12 protein-coding genes are annotated in these 21,077 nt (G+C 43.4%); 7 read left to right on the forward strand and 5 right to left on the reverse strand.

Annotated elements, in window-relative coordinates:
- Positions 1–3 precede the first annotated feature (3 nt).
- From FTU17_RS00290 to FTU17_RS00305, 4 genes are all read right to left on the reverse strand, one after another.
- Positions 4–1,623: an AarF/ABC1/UbiB kinase family protein gene (locus FTU17_RS00290; protein WP_180041028.1), complete on the reverse strand. Its 1,620-nt coding sequence runs from the start codon at positions 1,621–1,623 to the stop codon at positions 4–6.
- An 18-nt stretch (positions 1,624–1,641) separates the two neighbouring features.
- The gene (locus FTU17_RS00295) at positions 1,642–2,310 is read right to left on the reverse strand and encodes an SCP2 domain-containing protein (RefSeq protein ID WP_168377975.1); all 669 of its coding nucleotides are present in this window, start codon (positions 2,308–2,310) and stop codon (positions 1,642–1,644) included.
- A 16-nt stretch (positions 2,311–2,326) separates the two neighbouring features.
- Positions 2,327–3,271 carry a bifunctional demethylmenaquinone methyltransferase/2-methoxy-6-polyprenyl-1,4-benzoquinol methylase UbiE gene (gene ubiE, locus FTU17_RS00300; RefSeq protein ID WP_078192823.1) on the reverse strand — a complete coding sequence of 315 codons (945 nt, stop codon included), beginning with the start codon at positions 3,269–3,271 and terminating at the stop codon, positions 2,327–2,329.
- A 226-nt stretch (positions 3,272–3,497) separates the two neighbouring features.
- On the reverse strand, positions 3,498–4,211 hold the full coding sequence (locus tag FTU17_RS00305) for a hypothetical protein (RefSeq protein ID WP_180134465.1): 714 nt from the start codon (positions 4,209–4,211) through the stop codon (positions 3,498–3,500).
- Between the two features lie 205 nt (positions 4,212–4,416).
- Here FTU17_RS00305 and FTU17_RS00310 point away from each other — a divergent pair, with 205 nt between their 5' ends.
- Positions 4,417–5,835, forward strand: coding sequence for a phosphate--AMP phosphotransferase (locus FTU17_RS00310; RefSeq protein WP_180002885.1), 1,419 nt, complete (start codon positions 4,417–4,419; stop codon positions 5,833–5,835).
- 136 nt (positions 5,836–5,971) lie between these two features.
- On the opposite strand, the gene FTU17_RS00315 is transcribed toward FTU17_RS00310, so the two are convergent.
- Positions 5,972–6,493 (reverse strand): hypothetical protein, encoded by a 522-nt coding sequence (locus tag FTU17_RS00315; protein ID WP_168377972.1) that lies wholly within the window; start codon positions 6,491–6,493, stop codon positions 5,972–5,974.
- A gap of 179 nt (positions 6,494–6,672) precedes the next feature.
- Here FTU17_RS00315 and FTU17_RS00320 point away from each other — a divergent pair, with 179 nt between their 5' ends.
- The 6 genes from FTU17_RS00320 (at position 6,673) to FTU17_RS00345 (ending at position 21,054) form a co-directional block, all read left to right on the forward strand.
- Positions 6,673–10,458, forward strand: a complete 3,786-nt coding sequence (locus tag FTU17_RS00320; protein ID WP_180134466.1) for an exodeoxyribonuclease V subunit gamma — start codon at positions 6,673–6,675, stop codon at positions 10,456–10,458.
- Entirely contained in the window at positions 10,455–14,225 is a 3,771-nt protein-coding gene (locus tag FTU17_RS00325) for a UvrD-helicase domain-containing protein (protein WP_180134467.1), read from the forward strand. The genes FTU17_RS00320 and FTU17_RS00325 overlap by 4 nt, the downstream gene beginning before the upstream one ends.
- A 140-nt stretch (positions 14,226–14,365) precedes the next feature.
- A complete protein-coding gene (recD, locus tag FTU17_RS00330) occupies positions 14,366–16,147 on the forward strand; it encodes an exodeoxyribonuclease V subunit alpha (protein WP_180134488.1) in 1,782 nt (593 codons plus the stop codon).
- An 869-nt stretch (positions 16,148–17,016) separates the two neighbouring features.
- Positions 17,017–17,286: a 30S ribosomal protein S15 gene (rpsO, locus tag FTU17_RS00335; RefSeq protein WP_005007057.1), complete on the forward strand. Its 270-nt coding sequence runs from the start codon at positions 17,017–17,019 to the stop codon at positions 17,284–17,286.
- A gap of 273 nt (positions 17,287–17,559) precedes the next feature.
- Positions 17,560–19,647 (forward strand): polyribonucleotide nucleotidyltransferase, encoded by a 2,088-nt coding sequence (gene pnp / locus FTU17_RS00340; RefSeq protein ID WP_171262611.1) that lies wholly within the window; start codon positions 17,560–17,562, stop codon positions 19,645–19,647.
- Positions 19,648–19,785: 138 nt separating this feature from the next.
- Positions 19,786–21,054, forward strand: a complete 1,269-nt coding sequence (locus FTU17_RS00345; RefSeq protein ID WP_180105926.1) for a magnesium transporter CorA family protein — start codon at positions 19,786–19,788, stop codon at positions 21,052–21,054.
- Positions 21,055–21,077 lie beyond the last annotated feature (23 nt).

Below are 21,077 nucleotides of genomic sequence, written 5' to 3' on the forward strand. Positions count from 1 at the left end.
AGATTATTTAAACACACGCCAAATGGAAAGTAAGCTTGAAAGTGCAATTAATACGATGGAAACATACCATGGCGCAATTATCGCGATGGAGAGGAAGATGGCCATAATACTGCCAAAAACCCAACTACGTTTTTGCTGATGTTCCATTTGCAAGCGCATGCTTTGCAGTTCATTCAGTTGTTTGGCATGCCAAGCCGACTGATTTTTTAAACCATTCAGACTGTCGATCATCAGCGTTGGTAAATCTTGCGCACCTAAAAGTAAGTCTGGAATTTTTTGTCCGAGTTCTTTTAAGTTTTTCTGCGGATTCATTTGCGCTTTAATCCAATCGGTGAGGATTGGTTTTGCCAAACTCCAAATATCCAATTCAGGATAGAGATCAGTTCCTAAACCTTCCACATGCACTAAAGTTTTTAGTAAAAGCATCAGTTGTGGCGGAATCTCTAAATGGAAACGACGCGCAATATCCATCACTTGAATCAGGATGCCGGCGAAGTCCAATTCATGCATTGGTTTAGAGACCATTGGGCCCACAGTGCGACGCATTTCACGTGCTAAGGCATCTTGATCTGTACCCGGTGGAATCCAACCCGCTTGATGCACGATTTGAATCAGCTGCATAAAATCGCTGTTCATAACCGCAAGCAGCATGCGTGCTACGGTCATTTGGTCGTGCTTTGAAAGCTCACCCATAATCGCGCAGTCCAGTGCAATAAAGCGTGGATTGCTTGGATTGATGGTTTCGACGAAGACATTCCCCGGATGCATGTCTGCATGAAAGAAGTTGTCGCGGAACACTTGGGTAAAGAAAATGGTGAGCCCTTTTTCGGCTAAATCTTTACGATCCATGCGCAAGCGATCAAAGGTCGCAATATCAGAAATCGGCACACCGGTAATACGTTCTTCGACCATGACATCACGGCTGTCCATATAGACTTCAGGCACGTACATCATGCTTGAACCGGTGAAGTAATGACGCATACGACGTGTGTTATCCGCTTCTAAAGTCAAATCCAATTCATTGAGAATAATTTGACGGTAGTCCTGAATAATTTCGGACAGATGCAGGGCACGAGCGGCTTCTAGGCGTTTTTCAAGGAACTGACCAAGCCACTCTAATATTTCAAAATCATGCAGAATTTGATTGCGAATATTCGGGCGAGTCACTTTCACCACGACTTCGCGACCATCATGCAGGGCAGCAGTATGCACTTGTGCAATAGATGCTGCGGCTAATGGTTGCTCGTCAAAGCGTGCAAATAAGGTATTAACATCGGCTTTAAGTGATTCCTGAATGCGCATTTTGGCAACGTCATTCGAAAAAGGTTTTACACGGTCTTGTAGAAGCACCAATTGCTGTAAAACTTCAGGTGGAATCAAATCACGACGGGTAGACAGTAATTGCCCCATTTTAATGGCCAGCGGGCCCATCTCTTCTAAAGCTTGTTTGAGCTTGAGCGGATTTTTTCGCTCGCGGCTTGACCATGCCGCAGGGTGCATGCGAATGAGAGAAAGAATATGACGGGCTTTTTCCGGTAATTCTTCCGCAGGAAACAACGTGTCGAGTCTATAGTGCGCAGCAATGCGCCAAAGGTCGAGTAAACGTGAAACGTGCGGAATCATATATGCAATTACCTAGTCTTAAGTGTTGTCTTGTAATGAGTCAATTTGGCTGTGCAGCTGCTGAATTTTTGCTTCTGCACGGTCCAGATTTTGATTCAAAATTCGGGTGTCTTGATTCAGGTCATCCATTTGCCAGCGTGGGGCAAGCAAGCCTGAATCTTCTTTTAACGCGTCTTCAGCAAAGAACAAATGGCTTTGTAAAGTACGTTTGAGATGTTTGGGTGCAAGTTGTAACTTACCAATTTCATGCGCAAGGCTTGGACCAATCCAAGGGCTTAGATGCGAAGCTAAATCAGGCTCAGCTTGCTGCATAATGCGCTGGATATCCTGCAATAAGTGATAATCACCTTGCAATGGAATATTGCCGACATCTTCAGCCAACAGCAGTTTGAGGAGCTCGACGACCGTTTTGACATGTAAGGTCGCCGTTGCTTCAGTTATGTTTAACTGCTGCTCGAAAGGGCGTTGCTCAAAGATGGATGCGGTTTCAGTATGTCCTGTTGGCGTCGGTTCTAAGCGAACTTTCTGATCGTCAAAAAACACATCCACCGACAACTGTGGTGAGTCGATCACCACACGAAGCATTTTGCCTTGCAATTCATTCAGTTGGATGCGAGTAATAGCATCCAAATCAATGACATGATGAATTAAGCGTTCAACTGCACCAAGTGCGAGAATCGACCACATAGTTCAGCCTGCAGTATTAAAGTTTGAAACCACGGTGTACAGCCACGATACCACCCGTTAAGTTGTGGTAATCACAGTTTTGGAAGCCCGCATTTTCCATCATACCTTTAAGAGTACGTTGGTCTGGGTGCATACGAATTGATTCTGCAAGGTATTTATAACTTTCAGAGTCATTTGCTACGATTTTTCCCATAATTGGTAATGCAGTGAATGAGTATAAGTCATACAGTTTTGAGAATGGTTCAAATACCGGTTTAGAGAATTCTAAAATCAGTAAACGACCACCTGGCTTAAGAACGCGGTACATTGCAGCAAGAGCAGCATCTTTGTCAGTCACATTACGTAGACCAAATGAAATGGTTAATAGGTCAAAACTGTTGTCTGCAAAAGGTTCTAAAGTTTCAGCATTGGCCAAAACGAAATCGACATTGGTACAACCAGCATCAATGAGGCGGTCACGACCGACATTGAGCATCGATTCGTTAATGTCTGAAAGCACCACATGACCTGTCGGACCAACTTCACGACTGAACACTTTAGCAAGGTCACCTGTACCGCCTGCAATATCCAGTACGTGCTGACCGCGACGAACACCTGACATGTTAATGGCAAAACGTTTCCATAGACGGTGAATACCAAATGACATTAAATCATTCATGATGTCGTATTTTGCAGCCACTGAGTGGAAAACTTCCGCGACTTTTTGCGCTTTGTCTTCGCTGCTCACGGTCTGATAACCAAAGTGTGTGGTTGGCCCAACATTACCTGTGTTCGCGCCACGTGGCAGATTATATTTGGGTACTGAACCTGTCACAGGTGTGTCGGTCAGACGTTGTTCTAAAGATTGTTGCTGACCTTGCGCTGTCCCTTGTGGTAAAGGTTCAGTTAAGAATGGACTCGCTTTGTCTGTATTTTGTGCCGACTCAGGTGTAGGGACAGGCGTTTGATTCTCGTTAGACATTAGAGTCACTCCTAACTTATAAATAGGGTTAATGTTACTTTGTAAGCATGATGACAGATTCTCTGTTGTTATACAGCAGTCATTTGCATTTGTTGTGAATAATATACAGAAAAAATAAGGGGCTGCTGTAATTGCTTTGCAAAACCCCTATAAAAAATCTGAATTCAGCCTTGAACGCCCTGTTTGTTTTATATCAAATGTGGGCTGAATGGGGATGATAATTTTGTTAGGTCGCAGGCTGAAACGGGTTCGGGTCTCCAGCATGTACACGGTCAATGATTTGACGTTCTACAGTGGTAAATTCACGCACAAATTTTTCTGCTGACTTAAGTGGTTTCATTGCGAGAAAGCCATCTTGCATAAAGTCATACATCACTTCGAAGTTATATTTTATTGCTGCACCTTTGCACATCTTAAAGGCGGTATAGACCATAAATGAGCGCATATATTTATCTAAATTACGACCTAAATCGTCCAATAGTTGCAGCTGTAACATACGGTCCTTGCCCTGATCGAGCTTGAGATAGGTCTGGCGCATCATTTCATCGGTCAGGGTTGGATTATTTGGATAATCTTCCAGTAATTGAATGGCCACTTGTTCGTCAAGCTGTACGGCCAATATCGCAAGTTGAACGCCCGAAGTACCAGTCTTTATGGCATTGTCTGGAATCAATTTTTCAGCTTTGTGTGCATAGCGCGTGAGACGAGCAATTTGTGCTGCTAATGCATCAAAATCAGGACCGCCATATAAACGATTAATAAAATATTCAGACATCAGCACATTGTGTTTTTCAGCAAATTGTACGGCATGTGTGCGTTGCATACGTTGTTTTTGCCACTGCTGGACATCTTGTAAACGCTGTAAAATTTCTGGCTTTTTGTGGTAGTTCAACTGGTAATACAGTTCAAGTAAATCATCTAATACTGCAAGTTTGGACATTGAGTGTCTCAATTATTTTTTAGATGTTTGAATCTTAGTGGGTGTTGGAGCTTAGGGCTATGACAAAGTGACGAAATTACAGGTCAATCTGAGTCAGTTTGTTGCAGAAACGGTCATATTTTCCATTTCAGCATATACATGAAAGCATTGTTGTGGGGTGAAGGGCATGGTTATACTCAAAACAGAATAAAACCAAGGGTCCGCCATGAGCTTAAAAGAAACAGAATTTCAATTGATGGATGAAGAACAACTCTCGGTTGAGCTGATTGAAGCGCAGTATCAACTGAAAAATACCAGCCGTCAGCCCAATGCCAAAAGCATGTTGATTTTAGTGAGTGGAATCGAGCTTGCGGGTAAGGGAGAGGCTGTCAAACAGCTCCGCGAATGGGTCGATCCACGCTACTTAATGGTGAAAGCGGATGCCCCGATCATGTTTAATCAAAAACAAACGTTTTGGCAGTCTTATGCACGGTTTATTCCTGCCGAAGGGCAAATCATGGTGATGTTTGGAAACTGGTACAGTGATTTGCTCAGTACCGCCATGCATGTGTCGAAGCCTTTGGATGAAACCTTATTTGATGAATATGTCGAGAACATGCGAGCCTATGAACAAGACCTAAAAAATAATCATGTCGATGTGATTAAGGTCTGGTTCGATTTATCTTGGAAATCTTTACAAAAACGTTTGGATGAAATGGACCCGAGTGAAGCGCGTTGGCATAAATTGCATGGTTTAGATTGGCGCAATAAAAAACAATATGACAACTTGCAACGTTTACGTCAGCGTTTTAGTCATGACTGGATCATTATCGACTGTGAAGATGAGCAAGTCCGTGATCAGCAATTTGCACAGCATATTTTACGCACTTTAAAACATTGTCCAACACATGAAACTAAAGCGGTAGGGCGTTGGAAACAAGCCAAAACACCACAGGCTTTATTGGAGCCAAGTACAGCCGTCGCTGATGAAGCCGATTATAAAAAAGAATTAAAAAAATTAAGCCGTAAGGTGGCTGAAGCTTTACGTTTTGATTCACGCAACGTGGTGATCGTGTTTGAAGGGATGGATGCCGCAGGGAAAGGCGGAGCAATTAAACGTATTGTTAAAAAGTTAGACCCACGCGAATATGAAATTCATACCATAGCAGCACCTGAAAAATATGAACTACGCCGTCCTTACTTATGGCGCTTTTGGAATAAAATTGTCCCTGAAGAGAAAATCACGATTTTTGACCGCAGTTGGTATGGTCGCGTCTTGGTTGAGCGGATTGAAGGCTTTGCCAATACGGTTGAATGGCAGAGGGCCTATGATGAAATCAACCGTTTTGAAAAGGACTTATATGACAGTCAAACGGTCGTTATCAAGTTCTGGTTAGCCATAGGAAAGGATGAGCAAGCTGCACGGTTTAAAGCTCGAGAAGAAACCGCGCATAAGCGTTTTAAAATTACTCCAGATGACTGGCGGAATCGTGACCGTTGGGATGACTATCTCAAAGCTGCCGCAGATATGTTGCAACGTACGGATACAGAATATGCGCCGTGGCATGTGATCGCGACCAATGACAAACATAGTGCGCGCTTACAGGTATTAGAGACGATCTTAGCGCAATTGAAAGCAGATTGAATGCATGAAAAAAGCCACGATATTCGTGGCTTTTTTCATTTTCAAAACTAGCTCATTTTCAGATCTACTTAATCTTTAGATCTATGGTTTAGATCACTTTGATTTATAAACGATGTTGATGCGCTAGATATCGCCGTTAAACATTGTTCGGCGTTGGGACAGGTTGGTTCGGAAATTTCTGTTGAATACGCTTCGCCAATTGGTAGCTTTCTTCTACATGGGTTTCAGCGACTTTTTTCATCACAATATAACCCAAACTGGCTGCCACCAATTGTCCACCTAATGGAATAAATTTAGTGACTTGTTTGGTAATATATTTTGCTGCAATGTTATTTAGCGATTTTTTCATCGCGGTTCGTGCAACCACTAAACCAGAAAATTCGACACCACGTTTACGCAGTTCTGTCCAATGAATTTGTTTGGTTTTTGGATCATACACACTAATTTGATCTGGCGCTAAACCAAAACGCGCATTAATTTCTGGAATGAGCTGTGACAAAATTCCGACGTCAATCACCACATCCAAAAATGGCACAGGAATAATAGCTGCACCTGCTGAAAAATAAGCACGTTTTTTGACGAGCTCTAAGCATTCAGCGCGAATAATGTCCAGATTTAAGTTAGGGTCGATGGAATCAGGAATGTTATCAATTTTCATAAGCAGATACCCTTGATACTGGATTGGTTTTTTTCTCATAAAGTATCATTAAGATACTTGTTTAAAAGCATTTTTTGCAATCTATTCTCTTGTCAAAGTCGCATAGACAGCCCAAGATGTATAGTAAATAATCATTGTTGTTTTGTAGTAGTTGGTCACTCAGGCTGTAAAGGTAATCCATGGCAATACATGTAATTCAAAGTCAACGAATCGAAGTTTTGGTGGATTGTCTAATCGAAAAATTGAAATCGAATCAATCGACCAATGCTTTGTCCGTCTTGCAAGAACGACATATCGTGGTGCCCGATCAAGCCATTGCTGCATGGTTAGAAAAACAAATTGCTGAAAAAATCAGTATTAGTGCCAATATTAAGCATCATCGTAAAATTTTAGGGTTGCAGTGGAAAGCCTACGATTGGGCCTTGCCGAATAAACAAGACCGAGAGCGGATTAAAGGTATCAACATGCCGCCGTTGATTATGCAATGGCGTATTTATAATGCTTTAGCGGTTTTTATTGCAGCTGATCAGTTTGATGCAGCACAGATTCCGACAGATGTTCAGCCCTTAGTTCAGCGTATTTTTGACAGCACAGCACAGCTCTCAGATCGAAAAAAACGTGAGCAAAAGCGGCAAGAAATGTTGTACTGGATCGCTGCTCAAGTCACTCGGCTTTTTACCAACTACATGGCCTTTCGTGGCAGTTGTATTCATACCCCAGATGAAGGTGTTGAGCACTGGATTTGTCCACATTGCGATACCGATTGGTTGAAGGCGTGGAGTCACAATCAGCCTTTAAATATCATGCAACTCACAGGTCTGAAACCTGAACAAGCCGATGAATATCTACCGACGCAGGCTCGACAACTGGAGCATTGGCAGCGTTGGTTATGGCATCAAGTATTCCAAAAAGACTTTAATGACCGTCAGGAAATAGACAATAAATTTTGGTTTGCCTTGGCGCGTGCTGAGCAAAATCGGCAGCAGCAGTTTGATTTGGATGCTGAGGATGATGAACGCGATGATGATGAGCGTCATCAAACCTATAACGGTTTGCCTGAACAAATTTTTGTTTTTACGACCTTAGAATTACCACCTGCACAACTGAAATTTTTATATCGCTTGGCGGCGTATACCGAAGTACATTTGTTGTATTTCAACCCATCGCGTGAGTATTGGGCAGACATGGTCGATCCAGTTTGGAAAGATCGTTATAACTTGAAATTACAACAGCGTTATATTGAGCGAAATCCCAATGTCAGCACAGCGCAAATTCAGGCCTATCTGAGTACGACCAATGCCGAATTTCGTGAATCACAGCATTCACTACTGACGCGTTTAGGCAAGCGTGCGCGGGATAACTTTGCATTATTGGTGAATATGTCTGGTGGCGAAGGCTGGGAAGATATTTTTCCAGACACCGAGCCGACAACACTGCTCGCTCAAATTCAATATGACATCATGACCTTAGAAGAACCCGAGCAGCATCAATATGCACTCGCGGGGGCAGATGAATCGATTCAATTTCATGTCTGTCATTCTAGCCTGCGTCAGTTAGAGGTTTTACGTGAACAGTTGGTGCATTGGTTGGCCGATGGCACGGAACAAGAGCCACGCCATCCGAGTGATATCTTGGTCTTGGTGCCAAACTTAAAAGAACTGGAACCGCATATTCGGACGGTCTTTTCGACGACTCGAGGCATGGGTCGCAGTGCTGTGGATTTACCTTATATCCCAGTCAAAATTGCAGGGGTGGTCAGTCAAGATATTCAAAATGCATGGCAAGCCTTTGTTGGACGCATTGAAATTAGTCAAGGTCGTTTTACCGCAGAAGATTTTCATGATTGGCTGAATTTGAATGCGGTGCAAGAACTGTATCAGCTCGACCATGTGCAAATGGAACGTATGATGGAACTGCTGATTCAAGCTGGTTTCCGTCGTGGTTTAGACGAACAGCACATGTTGGCTTATTTGTCCGAGCAAGACCGAGATTATCGTTATACCTTTAAATTTGCATTAGACCGTTTGGCGTTAGGAATTGCGATACCACAACATGCCGTATTTGAGGACACCTTAAGTTTTGCAGGGGTGTCGAGTAGTGATTTTGAGTTGGTTCAAACTTTAATTCAGATCTACCGAGATATCAGTGCGCGTCGAGATTGGCTCAATCCGAATCTCAGCACACAGACTGTCAAAGTGTGGTTGCAACAATTAGATGCAGATTTAAAGCCTTTTGTGGAAGCCAGTGGTCGAGCATTTGAAACCATTCGCAGTGTGATGCGTGCGATGACGCAACGTCTGCATAATGCCCAAAGTGATAAAGTTGAGTCGCTCCCAAACAGCTTTAATTTGCCATTATCTTTGCTGCTCAAAGAAATACAACAAGGCATCGATAGCTCTGCCGATCAGATCGAACCGACAGGATCAGTGACCTTTGCGGACATGGGGAAAATCCGCCAAGTCCCATTTTCATTGGTGGTGTTAATGAACATGGATAGCGGCAAATTTCCGCGTCGTGATCAGCAAGTGCCTTTTGATTTGATGGATGTGTTTAAACCGGTTTTGGGTGATCGCTCTCGTTTGGAAGATGATAAAGGTGCATTTCTAGATGCCTTGTTATTTGCCCGACAGTCCTTGTGGATTTTCTATAATGGCTTTGATGTCAATGATGGTGAAAGTCGGGAGCCATCCTCTGTGATATATGAATTTAGCCAGTTCCTCGCACGGATGATTCAGCCGCAGCAATTGAACCAACCCCATGATGCCATGCTGGATTTGGATGGCTTACGCATTCCACAGCAGCTCGAGCCGCTATACCATATTTATCCTTTGCAGCCTTTTGACCCGATGGGTTTTCAGCAGTCGAAAAACTTACGATATAAAGATCAATGGTTTGCTGTGGCGGAACATATTTTAGATCAGTCTGGTCAACGCCAATCGTGGATTAACCGTGATTATCCTGTGCATGATGAACAAGAAGTACGGGTTTTGGATGGTCAGGAATGGATTAAAGATGTGGTGTTTCCAGCTCGTGCATATTTGAAAACGCTTGGCGTGGCCAGTGTCTATACCGGTGACCAATTACCACAGCAAGAGCCTTTATTGCTCGACCGTTTACAGCAATATCATGTCCGTGACTTATTGCAAAAGCATTATGTGCAACCTGCCTCTCGTGTCCATCAAGCTGAGGATCAGAACTCTACGACTCCAACTGAACCGGATATGGCCTTGTTCCAAGATGTACTGCCTGTGGGACATAGTCAAATAGCGACTTGGAAGCTCAGTTTGCAAGAGCAGGCACAGTTATTAGAGCGTTTGGATGGACGCCGTGTAACCGCGACCACCTTACAAAACTTACAGCTTGAACCGCATTTGATACTGAGTATCACCGTGCCTGAAGACTCTCAGAGTATGCATTGGTTAAGCTGTATGGCGTCTGGGGCAAAGCCTAAGCGTCAGACGCAAACCTGGCTCGAATATCTATTGTGGTTGAGCTATTTAGACTTAGGCGATGAGGGCGCGACGTATCGTCGTGAAGTGATTTGTAATGATAAAAGCATAGTCTGTTGTGGATTAAGCTCTGCACAAGCCAAGCTGCAGCTCAGTGAATGGGTGGCGATGTGGAAACATGCACAAAAACGTCCTGTGGTGCTGCCTGCTGCCTTAATTCGCCAAGAAAAATGCACTTGGGTGGAAAATGAAACAGGCCAACTCATGCCTGATAATTTTGCAAAGCTTCAAGAGGAATGGCTGAAAAATCATAGTTTTGGTGGAGTGGAGTTGGAGTCGAATGAAGCCAATAGCCACCATCGTGATTGGAGCTTTATTTTACAGCAACAAGCGGCAGATGAACTTCTGGCATTGTCCTGTCGTTATTATGCAGAACGTTTATATCATGTGATGGATACCGAGGCGGATGACGGCCTAAAAAAACTTAATGTCATCAAGCCTGAGGTGAAAAAATGAATATGCCACAGCAAGCGATGAAAATGTCCACCAACCCGATTGCAGACATGAGCTTTACCGGACTGCACTGGATTGAAGCCTCTGCGGGTACTGGGAAAACCTATACGCTTTCCAGTCTGATGGTGCGGATTTTTCTCGATCGCTATATGCCAAATCAGGTCATTGCCACCACCTTTACACGTAAAGCCACAGCGGAACTCAAAGCGCGGGTACGACTGCGGATTGAAGAAACCCGTGACTTTATTTATGGCCTGCTCGCGGCATCTCAAGGTGAGTTGGCCGAACTTCAGCAAAGTTTGAGTGACCCCTTGTATCAGCAAGTGCTGAAAGATCATGGGCATCACTTAGATTATGCCTACAATCGTCTGAACGTGGTCTTACAACAATATGAAGAACTCTTTGTCGGAACTTTAGACAGCTTTAGTCAAAAGTTATTACGTGAATTTGCCTTTGAAAGTGGTCGTATCGAACAGGTGCAAATCAGTGATGATGAAGACCTGCATATTGAACGGATCATTCATGATTTATTAAGAGATTGGATCCAGCAGCAGCCTGCACATTTGATTGAATATTTGATGTTGAATCATCAGTTGAAAGGTCCTGAATATTATCTGGGCGTGGTAAAGGAAAGTCTAAATTTCCCATCGGTGGATTTGCGCGTCCCTGAATTACCCGAAAATGCCTTGGCGCATTTTGAAGCGATGTGTCATCAGCTTGCACAAATGCTGCCTGCCGCTCGTGTAGAGCTTGCAGCGTGTTTTGATGCCGCAAGTCATTATAAAAACCTGGTGGACGCTCGACGTTTTAATAAAGGGGCATTTTTTGTCACCTTTAACACACGCATTCCCGAGTTTTTACAGCACTTTGAAGCTGCGGGTAGCCAAGGGGTTTTGACCCAGTCCGACGTGTTACAACCGACGATGAAAGCCATTCGCTCATTGTTTTATGATCCGAATAAAACTGAATTTAAGCCACGTGTCTTTAAAGACAAAGTCGTTGAAGAGCAGCCTGATGTCTCAAAAGCGTTTTATCAACATGCTTTTGTTCAACAACTCCGAGCGGTGCTCAGCGCTTATGAACATATCAATCAAGCAGAACAATATCTAAATTTTTATTTGGCGCAGGAAGTTAAAAAGCGTTTGCCTCAAGTGTTGTCCCACGCTGGGGAAACCACCTTTTCACAACAAATTCGGACCTTATCGGAAGCCTTACAGCAAAGCTCAGCCGCAGGGAAAGACAGTTTTGCTGCTCATGTTTTAGCACGATATCCGCTGATTTTAGTCGATGAATTTCAAGATACCAACCAAGATCAAGATGACATGCTGTCTAGCATTTGGCGGGTCAAGGAGCGCTTACATCAGGGTTGTATGATTATGGTCGGCGACCCCAAACAGGCGATTTATGGGTTCCGTGGCGGTGACATGCTGACCTATCGTAAAGCGCGTCATGATATTCAAGCCAAGGGTGGGCGTTGTTATACCTTGAACAAAAACCATCGTTCAGTCAAAAACTTGGTTGAAGTGGTGGATGCCTTGTTTCATCGGCAAATGGACTTTGGTGAGCAAGTTGAATACACCCCGATTCAAGCAGGTGAGCGTGAGCATCCGCCGCTGATTGATCATGAGCAAGTCAATCCACAACCGCTGCGTTGGTTGGCTTTGGATGAAACGCTAAATGAAGCAGAGCAAGTGGCTTGGCAGATTCAGTCCTTGCTCAACCAAGCTCAGCAAGGACATTTATATTTTCAAGACAATAATACCCAGCGAGCACTGACAGCAAACGATATTGCGGTCTTGGGGCAAAACCATTTCGACTTAGAGCAAGTACAGCAATGTTTATTGCAGCTGGGCGTTCCTTGTTATAAAGCATCTCGGGACAGTGTCTATAAAAGTTCCGTCGCACAAGACGTTGCCGCTTTGCTGACGGCGATTTTAAATCCTTATCAAGAAGCCAAGGTGAAACGTGCGCTACTGAGCCGTTTATTGGGTTTTGATCTGAAACAATTGGTCGCACTCGAACAGCAAGCGGATGGACTGAGTGAAATCATCGAAAAACTCGAACAGGTCCGACAAATTTGGAATGAGCAAGGATTCCGCAGCGCGTGGAATAGCTGTATGACGGTCTTTCAGGTGTGGACGCGGTTGGTGGCTGGACAAAGTCGAGATAATGAACGCACAGTGGTGAATTTACGCCATATCGCAGAATTATTAAGTCAGCAAAGTGAACACTACACCGGTGCGCATAAGCTCTATCAATGGTTTATTCGCCAAATCAATTTAGGCATCAATAATGAAAGCACCCAAGAGCGAAAATTGACCGGGCAATTGGGGGTGCAACTGATGACGATTCATGCATCCAAAGGCTTAGAGTTTGGTTGTGTGTTTTTATTGGGAGCAAATGCGGGCTTAAGTGAAAAAGGCAATTTGAATTTTTCCCTTAAAGACAATCAGCAAAAAAGCCTTGGGTTAGAACGTGTGATTGCCGTGAAGTCTTCGGACTTACCCGAAGATGATATTCAACAAAATGATGCGCGCAATGAAGCAGAGCATCATCGCTTGTGGTACGTGGCGTTGACCCGTGCCAGTTATCGTGTCTATGCCGTGCTACGTCATCATGAAGTAGAAAAGAAACAATTGGCAGAAGCGCGTTCAGGACTGACTTTTTGGCGTGGAAGCGCACCAGATCTGTTCCAACATGCAGAAAGTGTGGATGCTGATGTTTTGCGTGCAGCACCACCAATTTTGACTCAGACTCAGGTTGAAACTGTTGTATTAGACGCGGAAGAAATTCCCAACAGCCATTTTTATCCACGGGAAACCACCAGTTTTACCGCGCTCACGCGTACGGCACATAAGGCACATATACAACGTGACCAACTGGCAGCGGCAATGAACGAACAGGAAGACAGTGCTGCCGATGAAGTTGAACAGCTTGAAATCGTTGAAGCAGAAACGGCAGAGAAAATAAGCTGGATTAAACGGCATTTTCCAAAGGGAACCAAGCCCGGAAGTTTCTTGCATAAATTGATGGAAAAAGTTCGATTTAGCACCCCAGAAGAGAAGTTGGCCAAAGCCATCGCATCACGTTTTCATAGTGATGTTGAGTTTGATTCGCCGCAAATGTTGCAAAACTTAATGAAACAGTTCGGGCAAACGGCAAACCCTGAGCAAGATGAAGCTGAACTGATTGAAGAAATGCGGGAATGGTACAGTCAAATTATTCATACACCATTGCATGATGGTTTTAGCTTGCATCAGTTAAACGATGGCGAATATCGTTCGGAAATGGATTTTCATTTGAGTATGGCAGATCGTGCATTGGCGATACGTAAAATACGCATGCTATTTGAAAGCCTAAAAGAGCCAGATTTACAAATACAAGATTTGAATGATGTGTTTACAGCACGCTATCTGACGGGGTCGATTGACTTGGTGTATTTTGATGGTCAGCGTTATCACATTGCCGATTATAAAAGTAATTTCTTAGGCGATCAGACCGCACATTATAATCATGCCTATATTCGAGAAAGTATGAGTCATTCTAGTTACTGGTTGCAGGCGGCTTTATATTTGGTGGCCCTACATCGTTATTTGAAAGCCGTGATGAAAGACTATGACATGAAGCAGCATTTGGGTGGGGCGAGTTATTTGTATCTTCGCGGTATGGATGGACAGTCCGATCGTGGGGTATATCACTGGAAGCCGGCGGATACATTCATTCAAAACCTCGATGCAATATTGAGCGAAAAGGTTGTGGCTAAAACGTGAAAAAGCACGAAAAAGATAAAAATATTCACGCTGAAACAATAAGTTGCTTTGTGGATAAGTTTGAGGATAACTGTGTGGAAAATGATCAAAAAGCCTTGTCAGCACAGCCTTTGCACGCGGGACAAGAAAACACTGTAGAAATGCAGGTTTTAGTTACCCAAAATCCCCAAGAAACTGCTGATTTAGATGCGGTTTTGCCGGATTGGATTGACTATTTAATCCAACATTATTTACCCAATCAGGTCAGTCATCCTGCTGCAAATCAGTTAATTCAACAATTGATGCAAGCCGTGGAAAAAGGCGACAGTTGTATTTTGGCCGAAAATGTACAGATTCAATGTTTGGCTCAGATGGTTCAGCATGAGCAAGCTGAAAAAACACCTGTTGCGCCTTTTATTTTTGATTCACAGCGACTGTATCTCTATCGCTATTGGGCACTAGAAAATGCTTTAGCCAAGCAAGTTGCACGTTTAAAACAGCAAACAGAGCAAAATCTCAATCAAACGCAGATGCTTAATATTGAAAAGGATTTACTGACCGATCCCCATCAGATCCAAGCACTGCACATGGTGTGTCAGCACAATTTTAATATCATTACCGGTGGGCCTGGGACAGGTAAAACTTATACCTTGGCTCGGATTATTGCCGTGTTGAATGAGCAAAATCCAAATTTAAGAATTACGATGGCAGCGCCGACAGGAAAAGCGGCGCAGCGAATGGAAGAAGCCTTACAAGCAGCGTTTAAAGATCCTGCATTGCAGCATTATTCGATTATTCACAAACATTTGAAACCCGTAACTTTGCATCGTCTATTGGGTTTAGGGACGCGCGCTATCCCGCGGTTTAATGAGCGCCAACGCTTACCCTATGACGTCATTGTGGTCGATGAAGCCTCTATGTTGGACTTAAGTTTGGCACAGATGCTATTCGCGGCAATCCCTCAACACAGCAAGCTGATTCTATTGGGGGATGCAGAACAGTTGGCTTCGGTCGATGTTGGCGCTGTTTTGGCCAACCTTCAGGATGTCGATGCCTTACAAGCCAACCGTACCCATTTACAGACCAGCCGCCGTTTTGTACAGGGTGCAGCCATTGGTGAGTTTGCTCGTTTTATTCAACAACAAGAACAACAGCAAACAACCACTGAAGTTCTGGCGAAATTCGAACATCAGGTGGTATCTGCATCCGAACTTCAGCCGATTCAACTGACACCGAATATGAGCGATGTGATTCAGTTGCAATATCTCCCCGACGCTACGAACAGTGCGGCACATTGGGCAAAATATTATGATCAACTGATGTATGGTTTTCAGCCCTATGTGGCGTGGTTAAAACAATGGCCAGAGCAACCCGCTGAATATGCAAATTGGTCAGCCCAATTGATTCGCTATTTTGATGATTATCGGATTCTATCGGCCATTCGACATGGAAAATTAGGCTTACACGAACTCAATCAGCAGATTGAACTTCGGGTCTTAAATACCTTGGGTGTGTTGAAACAAGGGGATTGGTATGTCGGTCGTCCAGTCATGATGACCTATAACGATTATCAACTTGGACTATCAAATGGTGATATCGGGATTTGCTTAAAACGACCGATGACGGAAAAGTCGCAGTTTGAGGTTTATTTTCCAAGTTTGGATAAATGGGTGGTGGCAACACGGTTACCTAAAAGTATAGAAACCGCCTATGCCTTGACCATACATAAGTCTCAAGGTTCTGAATTTACCCATACGGCGGTAGTTTTGGAAAATCATGCTACCGAAATGATGAGTAAAGAGCTGATTTATACCGCCATCACTCGTGCCAAAAAAGTGGTGAGTTTGCTTGTTGCAAAAGATGCATTGGCAAAAGCGCTTATAAAAAGAACAGCGCGAGTTAGTGGTCTGTTAGAAAAAATTAACAATCACCTACCTTTGTAAAGCCTAGGCAAAATGTACCGTATTTTGTAAGAAATGGCTTACATCGATTCAGGAGATTTGCGCATAGAGCTTTTTAGAGCTTTTTGAGAAGATGACTTCACAGAAAAAGAACTCAACACGGATGGTTGAGTAAAATCGCAAAAGTATAAGAATAACGTCAAAAGACAGCGAACTTACAGTGAAGTAAGGAAATAGGAAACTTACAGCCGCTAAGCCTTGTAGTTTTGGGAGAGACTACAGGGCTTTTTTATGTCTGGAAAATAAGAAATGCCTATACGCTGTAACAGAAAAGAAATAGAGCTTAACTGATGTACGAAAAAGCTTACATATAGATACGAAAAATACGACTTTTATCTAATAGCCGTTGTGGCAAAATCTACCACATAAGGAAGTGCAAGTTAAAACATGGAATGTTTGACATAAGGACGCGGAAAAGCGCCACATAAAACAATAAATAATAAAACAATAACTAAAAAAGAAGAAACTACAGCGCAAAAAAGCCCGAGCCTAGCTCGGGCTTTTTTTTTAATCATTCCACTTTGAGTTTTGCATGCTAAACATCGAGTGGCAAAATATATCAAAAAATCAGTTTAAAATTCATTCAATGACATCGCATTCAACATGTTAGAAATATGCGGTTTTGTGTCGCATAAAGTATCGAAACATATAAAAAATTTATAATGGAATCGATGTGAAAAAAAAGGCGCTATTATCGTCATGAAAACCTGACGAAGTCGGCCATCTCTTTTTGCAATTGGGACGATTTTCCCTTAATATAATGCACTTGCTGTAGTGATGCACGGCAGTCAGCTGATTTATCAGTTGATTCGTATCAAAAGTTAACTTTATAAGCATCTCGGAGAAATCGAATGGCTTTAACAAACGCAGATCGCGCAGAGATCGTTGCAAAATTCGCTCGCGCTGAAAACGACACTGGTTCACCAGAAGTTCAAGTAGCTCTTTTAACTGCTCAAATCAATGATTTACAAGGTCACTTCAAAGAGCACAAACACGACCACCATAGCCGTCGCGGTCTTATCCGTATGGTTAACCAACGTCGTAAGCTTCTTGACTACCTTAAAGGTAAAGACGCTACTCGTTACAGCGCATTGATTGCTGCTTTAGGTTTACGTCGTTAATTCGATTTAAACTTTTATTTTCGGACTATTGCATGCTTAGTGCTGTATTACTGAAAACTAAAGTCTATCCAACCTTGGTTGGATAATGGGGAAGGGGCGATGATTCGCTCCTTCTTTGTGTCTCAAATTAGCATTTTTAATTAATGTTTTTAATATCTAGTGAGGTCGGCTTCTAAGCTTTGTCATTTATGTTGCAGCGTTTGGGGCGTTGAGTGAATGCCAAACCTTAGGGGTCTCCACTAGAATAAAATCAGGAAAAAATAAAACATGTCGATGTTTAATATTATTCGTAAAGAATTCCAATACGGTCAGCATCAAGTTGTCCTAGAAACAGGTCGTGTTGCGCGTCAAGCGAACACTGTAATCATCACTATGGGTGGTGTACAAGTTCTTGTTGCCGTTGTTGCTCAACCAACAGCTAAAGCAGGTCAAGACTTCTTCCCATTGACTGTTAACTACCAAGAAAAACAATATGCTGCAGGTCGTATCCCGGGCGGTTACGGTAAACGTGAAGGCCGCGCGTCTGAAGCTGAAACTCTTATTTCACGCTTAATCGACCGTCCAATCCGTCCGTTGTTCCCAGAAGGTTACTACAACGAAATCCAAGTGACTGCGACTGTGATTTCTTCTGACAAAACGATGGATGCTGACATTGCTGCAATGTTAGGTACATCTGCTGCACTTGCAATTGCGGGTACGCCTTTCCGTGGTCCAATCGGTGGTGCGCGCGTTGGTTTAATCAACGGTGAATACATCCTTAACCCGAACCACGAACAGCTTAAAGAATCTGACCTTGACCTTGTGGTTGCAGGTACAGAATCTGCAGTATTGATGGTTGAATCAGAAGCGAAAGAACTTTCTGAAGACCAAATGCTTGGCGCTGTATTGTTCGGTCATGACGAAATGCAAATCGCGATCCAAGCGATTAAAGAATTTGCTGCGGCTGCTGGTGCAACAGAGTCTACTTGGACTGCACCTGCGAAAAACGAAGACCTTCGTGCAAAATTAAAAGAAGCGTTTGAAGCGAAAATCTCTGAAGCATACACAATCGCTGTTAAACACGATCGTTATGCAGCACTTGATGCGCTTCAAGCTGAAGCTGTTGCTCAATTCGTTCCAGAAGAAGACGTTGACGGTATCGCTGACGACTTAGCTGAATTATTCGAAGACCTGAAATACCGTACAGTACGTGACAACATCTTGTCAGGTAAACCACGTATTGATGGCCGTGATACTAAAACAGTTCGTGCGCTTGACGTACAAGTTGGCGTGTTAGACCGTGCTCACGGTTCTGCATTATTCACACGTGGTGAAACTCAGGCGTTGGTAACAACAACTTTGGGTAATACACGTGATGCGTTAATGGTAGATACATTAGCGGGTACGAAAACTGACAACTTCATGTTGCACTACAACTTCCCTGCATACTCTGTAGGTGAAACTGGTCGTGAATCTGGTCCTAAACGTCGTGAAATCGGTCACGGTCGTTTAGCGCGTCGTGGTGTACAAGCTGTACTTCCAGCAGCTGACCGCTTCCCGTACGTGATCCGTATCGTATCGGACATCACTGAATCTAACGGTTCATCTTCAATGGCTTCTGTATGTGGTGCTTCTCTATCACTTATGGACGCAGGTGTTCCACTTAAAGCGCCAGTTGCGGGTATCGCAATGGGTCTAGTCAAAGAAGGCGAGCGTTTCGCAGTTCTTTCTGACATCTTGGGTGACGAAGACCACCTTGGCGACATGGACTTTAAAGTAGCAGGTTCTGCAAACGGTATTACTGCACTTCAAATGGACATCAAGATCGAAGGTATTACTGAAGAGATCATGGAAGTTGCATTGAACCAAGCGTATGCAGGTCGTATGCACATCTTAAATGCAATGAACCAAGTAATTTCACGCGCTCGTCCTGAAATCTCTATGCACGCGCCTACATTCCAAGTGATCAACATCAACCCTGATAAGATCCGTGATGTGATTGGTAAAGGTGGCGCAACGATTCGTGCGATCACTGAAGAAACTAAAGCAGCAATCGATATCGAAGATAACGGTACAGTTCGCGTATTTGGTGAAACTAAAGCGGCTGCTTCTGCTGCTGTTGCGAAAATCCAAGCGCTTACTGCTGAAATCGAACCAGGTACAATCTACACTGGTAAAGTGATTCGTATCGTTGAATTTGGTGCGTTTGTAAACATCCTTCCAGGTACTGATGGCTTACTTCACATCTCTCAAATTTCTAACGAACGCATTGCGAACGTTTCAGACGTATTATCTGAAGGTCAAGAGATCAAAGTACAAGTTGCTGATGTCGACAACCGCGGTCGTATCAAATTAACCATGAAAGACATCGAACAAGCTTAATGGTTTGTTGATTCACAGGGTTTCGGCTCTGTGAATGGATTCTAAAAAGCCTTGAGTGCAGTCAGAGTATGAACTTTGACTTGCTCAAGGCTTTTTTTATGGCATCATGCAAAAAGTAAACACAATAATAAATGAGATATGCAAACCTATTATTTTTTTCAGCATCCAACAGCCGCGCATATCTATGTGCAAGACCAAGTGCAATGTGAGCATCATCCTGAACTTGAGCCTGAGTTTATTTGGATTGATTGTACCCGTGAAGATGTCGTTAACCGCCCTGAGCAATGGCAGCGTGAGATTATTCAGGCGTGTGATCTACGGGTCAATGAATATCATCTGTGGGATATTTTAAATCTAGAGCATCCGTGTGCCTTTGACACACTCGATGATTACGATTTATTAATTTTTAGAAAAATGGTCACCCCCGATGACCAAATTGTTGCAGGCGCCGACGCGCTTGAAAAGCATGAGCGGGTCTTTGGTTTGGCGACTACCCCGATCAGTTTTTTGCTCACGCCCCAAGTGCTGATTACGGTTCGTGAAAAGGGCAACAAAGCCATTGAAAGTTATATCCAGCGGATTGAAACCTTAATTTCTCGTCCGATTGATGAACAAAATAAACCACGAAAATTAGCCATGACGCCCTTAGATTTGGCATTGCGCTTACTGAATAATATGGTGGATGGATACTTGGATTTACGTGTTCCTTTGACGCGCCGTGTCGAGTTTTGGCAGCAAGAGTTATTACAAGGGCATCGACGGTTTACCAAGTGGCATCAACTGTTGCAGGAAAATATGGCCTTTCAGCAAGTGGAAAACTTGTGTGAAGAGCAAATTGAAGCCTTGCAAGAACTGCGTGATGAAGTTGTGGATAATTACCCGCATTTGAAAGGCAAAAAGCGCAGTGAAAAGCAGGATATCATGCTGGTTCGCGTAGATGATTTAACTAGCCATATCGAACGCATTCAAAAACACACCACACGATTACGCAGTGCCGTGCAGGCCGCCATTGATCTGCATTTTTCAGCCGTTGCCAACCAAACCAATGAAAATATGCGTATTTTAGCGATTATTACGGCGATTTTCGCACCATTAACCTTATTAACTGGTATATACGGTATGAACTTTGAGTTTATTCCCGGACTCAAATCGCCAACCGGTTTTTGGATCATGCTTGGTATCATGTTGATTACCACGATTTTACTGCTGTATTATTTTTATCGACGGCATTTGGTGGGGCGTGGCGAAAAAAGTGTGATTGATATGCTGGCACAGCAACATGACGATCAACACATGAATTTGTTTTGGTTTATGGATTATGAACCAATTAAACAAACGGTGAAGGGCACAGTCAAAGGTACGGTTAAAACTATGAAAGAAATTGAGAAGCTGACGAAACTCAAATAGTTCGCGTTAGCTTCTCTGATGGA

This window comes from Acinetobacter sp. YH12070 (assembly GCF_013419625.1).
Taxonomy (GTDB): Bacteria; Pseudomonadota; Gammaproteobacteria; order Pseudomonadales; family Moraxellaceae; genus Acinetobacter; species Acinetobacter amyesii.

What these genes read in the sequence shown, in the direction of transcription:
- FTU17_RS00290 (WP_180041028.1), bottom strand. Translation starts at nt 1,623, where the DNA reads ATGATTCCGCACGTTTCACGTTTACTCGACCTTTGGCGCATTGCTGCG.
- FTU17_RS00295 (WP_168377975.1), bottom strand. Translation starts at nt 2,310, where the DNA reads ATGTGGTCGATTCTCGCACTTGGTGCAGTTGAACGCTTAATTCATCAT.
- ubiE (WP_078192823.1), bottom strand. Translation starts at nt 3,271, where the DNA reads ATGTCTAACGAGAATCAAACGCCTGTCCCTACACCTGAGTCGGCACAA.
- FTU17_RS00305 (WP_180134465.1), bottom strand. Translation starts at nt 4,211, where the DNA reads ATGTCCAAACTTGCAGTATTAGATGATTTACTTGAACTGTATTACCAG.
- FTU17_RS00310 (WP_180002885.1), top strand. Translation starts at nt 4,417, where the DNA reads ATGAGCTTAAAAGAAACAGAATTTCAATTGATGGATGAAGAACAACTC.
- FTU17_RS00315 (WP_168377972.1), bottom strand. Translation starts at nt 6,493, where the DNA reads ATGAAAATTGATAACATTCCTGATTCCATCGACCCTAACTTAAATCTG.
- FTU17_RS00320 (WP_180134466.1), top strand. Translation starts at nt 6,673, where the DNA reads ATGGCAATACATGTAATTCAAAGTCAACGAATCGAAGTTTTGGTGGAT.
- FTU17_RS00325 (WP_180134467.1), top strand. Translation starts at nt 10,455, where the DNA reads ATGAATATGCCACAGCAAGCGATGAAAATGTCCACCAACCCGATTGCA.
- recD (WP_180134488.1), top strand. Translation starts at nt 14,366, where the DNA reads ATGCAGGTTTTAGTTACCCAAAATCCCCAAGAAACTGCTGATTTAGAT.
- rpsO (WP_005007057.1), top strand. Translation starts at nt 17,017, where the DNA reads ATGGCTTTAACAAACGCAGATCGCGCAGAGATCGTTGCAAAATTCGCT.
- pnp (WP_171262611.1), top strand. Translation starts at nt 17,560, where the DNA reads ATGTTTAATATTATTCGTAAAGAATTCCAATACGGTCAGCATCAAGTT.
- FTU17_RS00345 (WP_180105926.1), top strand. Translation starts at nt 19,786, where the DNA reads ATGCAAACCTATTATTTTTTTCAGCATCCAACAGCCGCGCATATCTAT.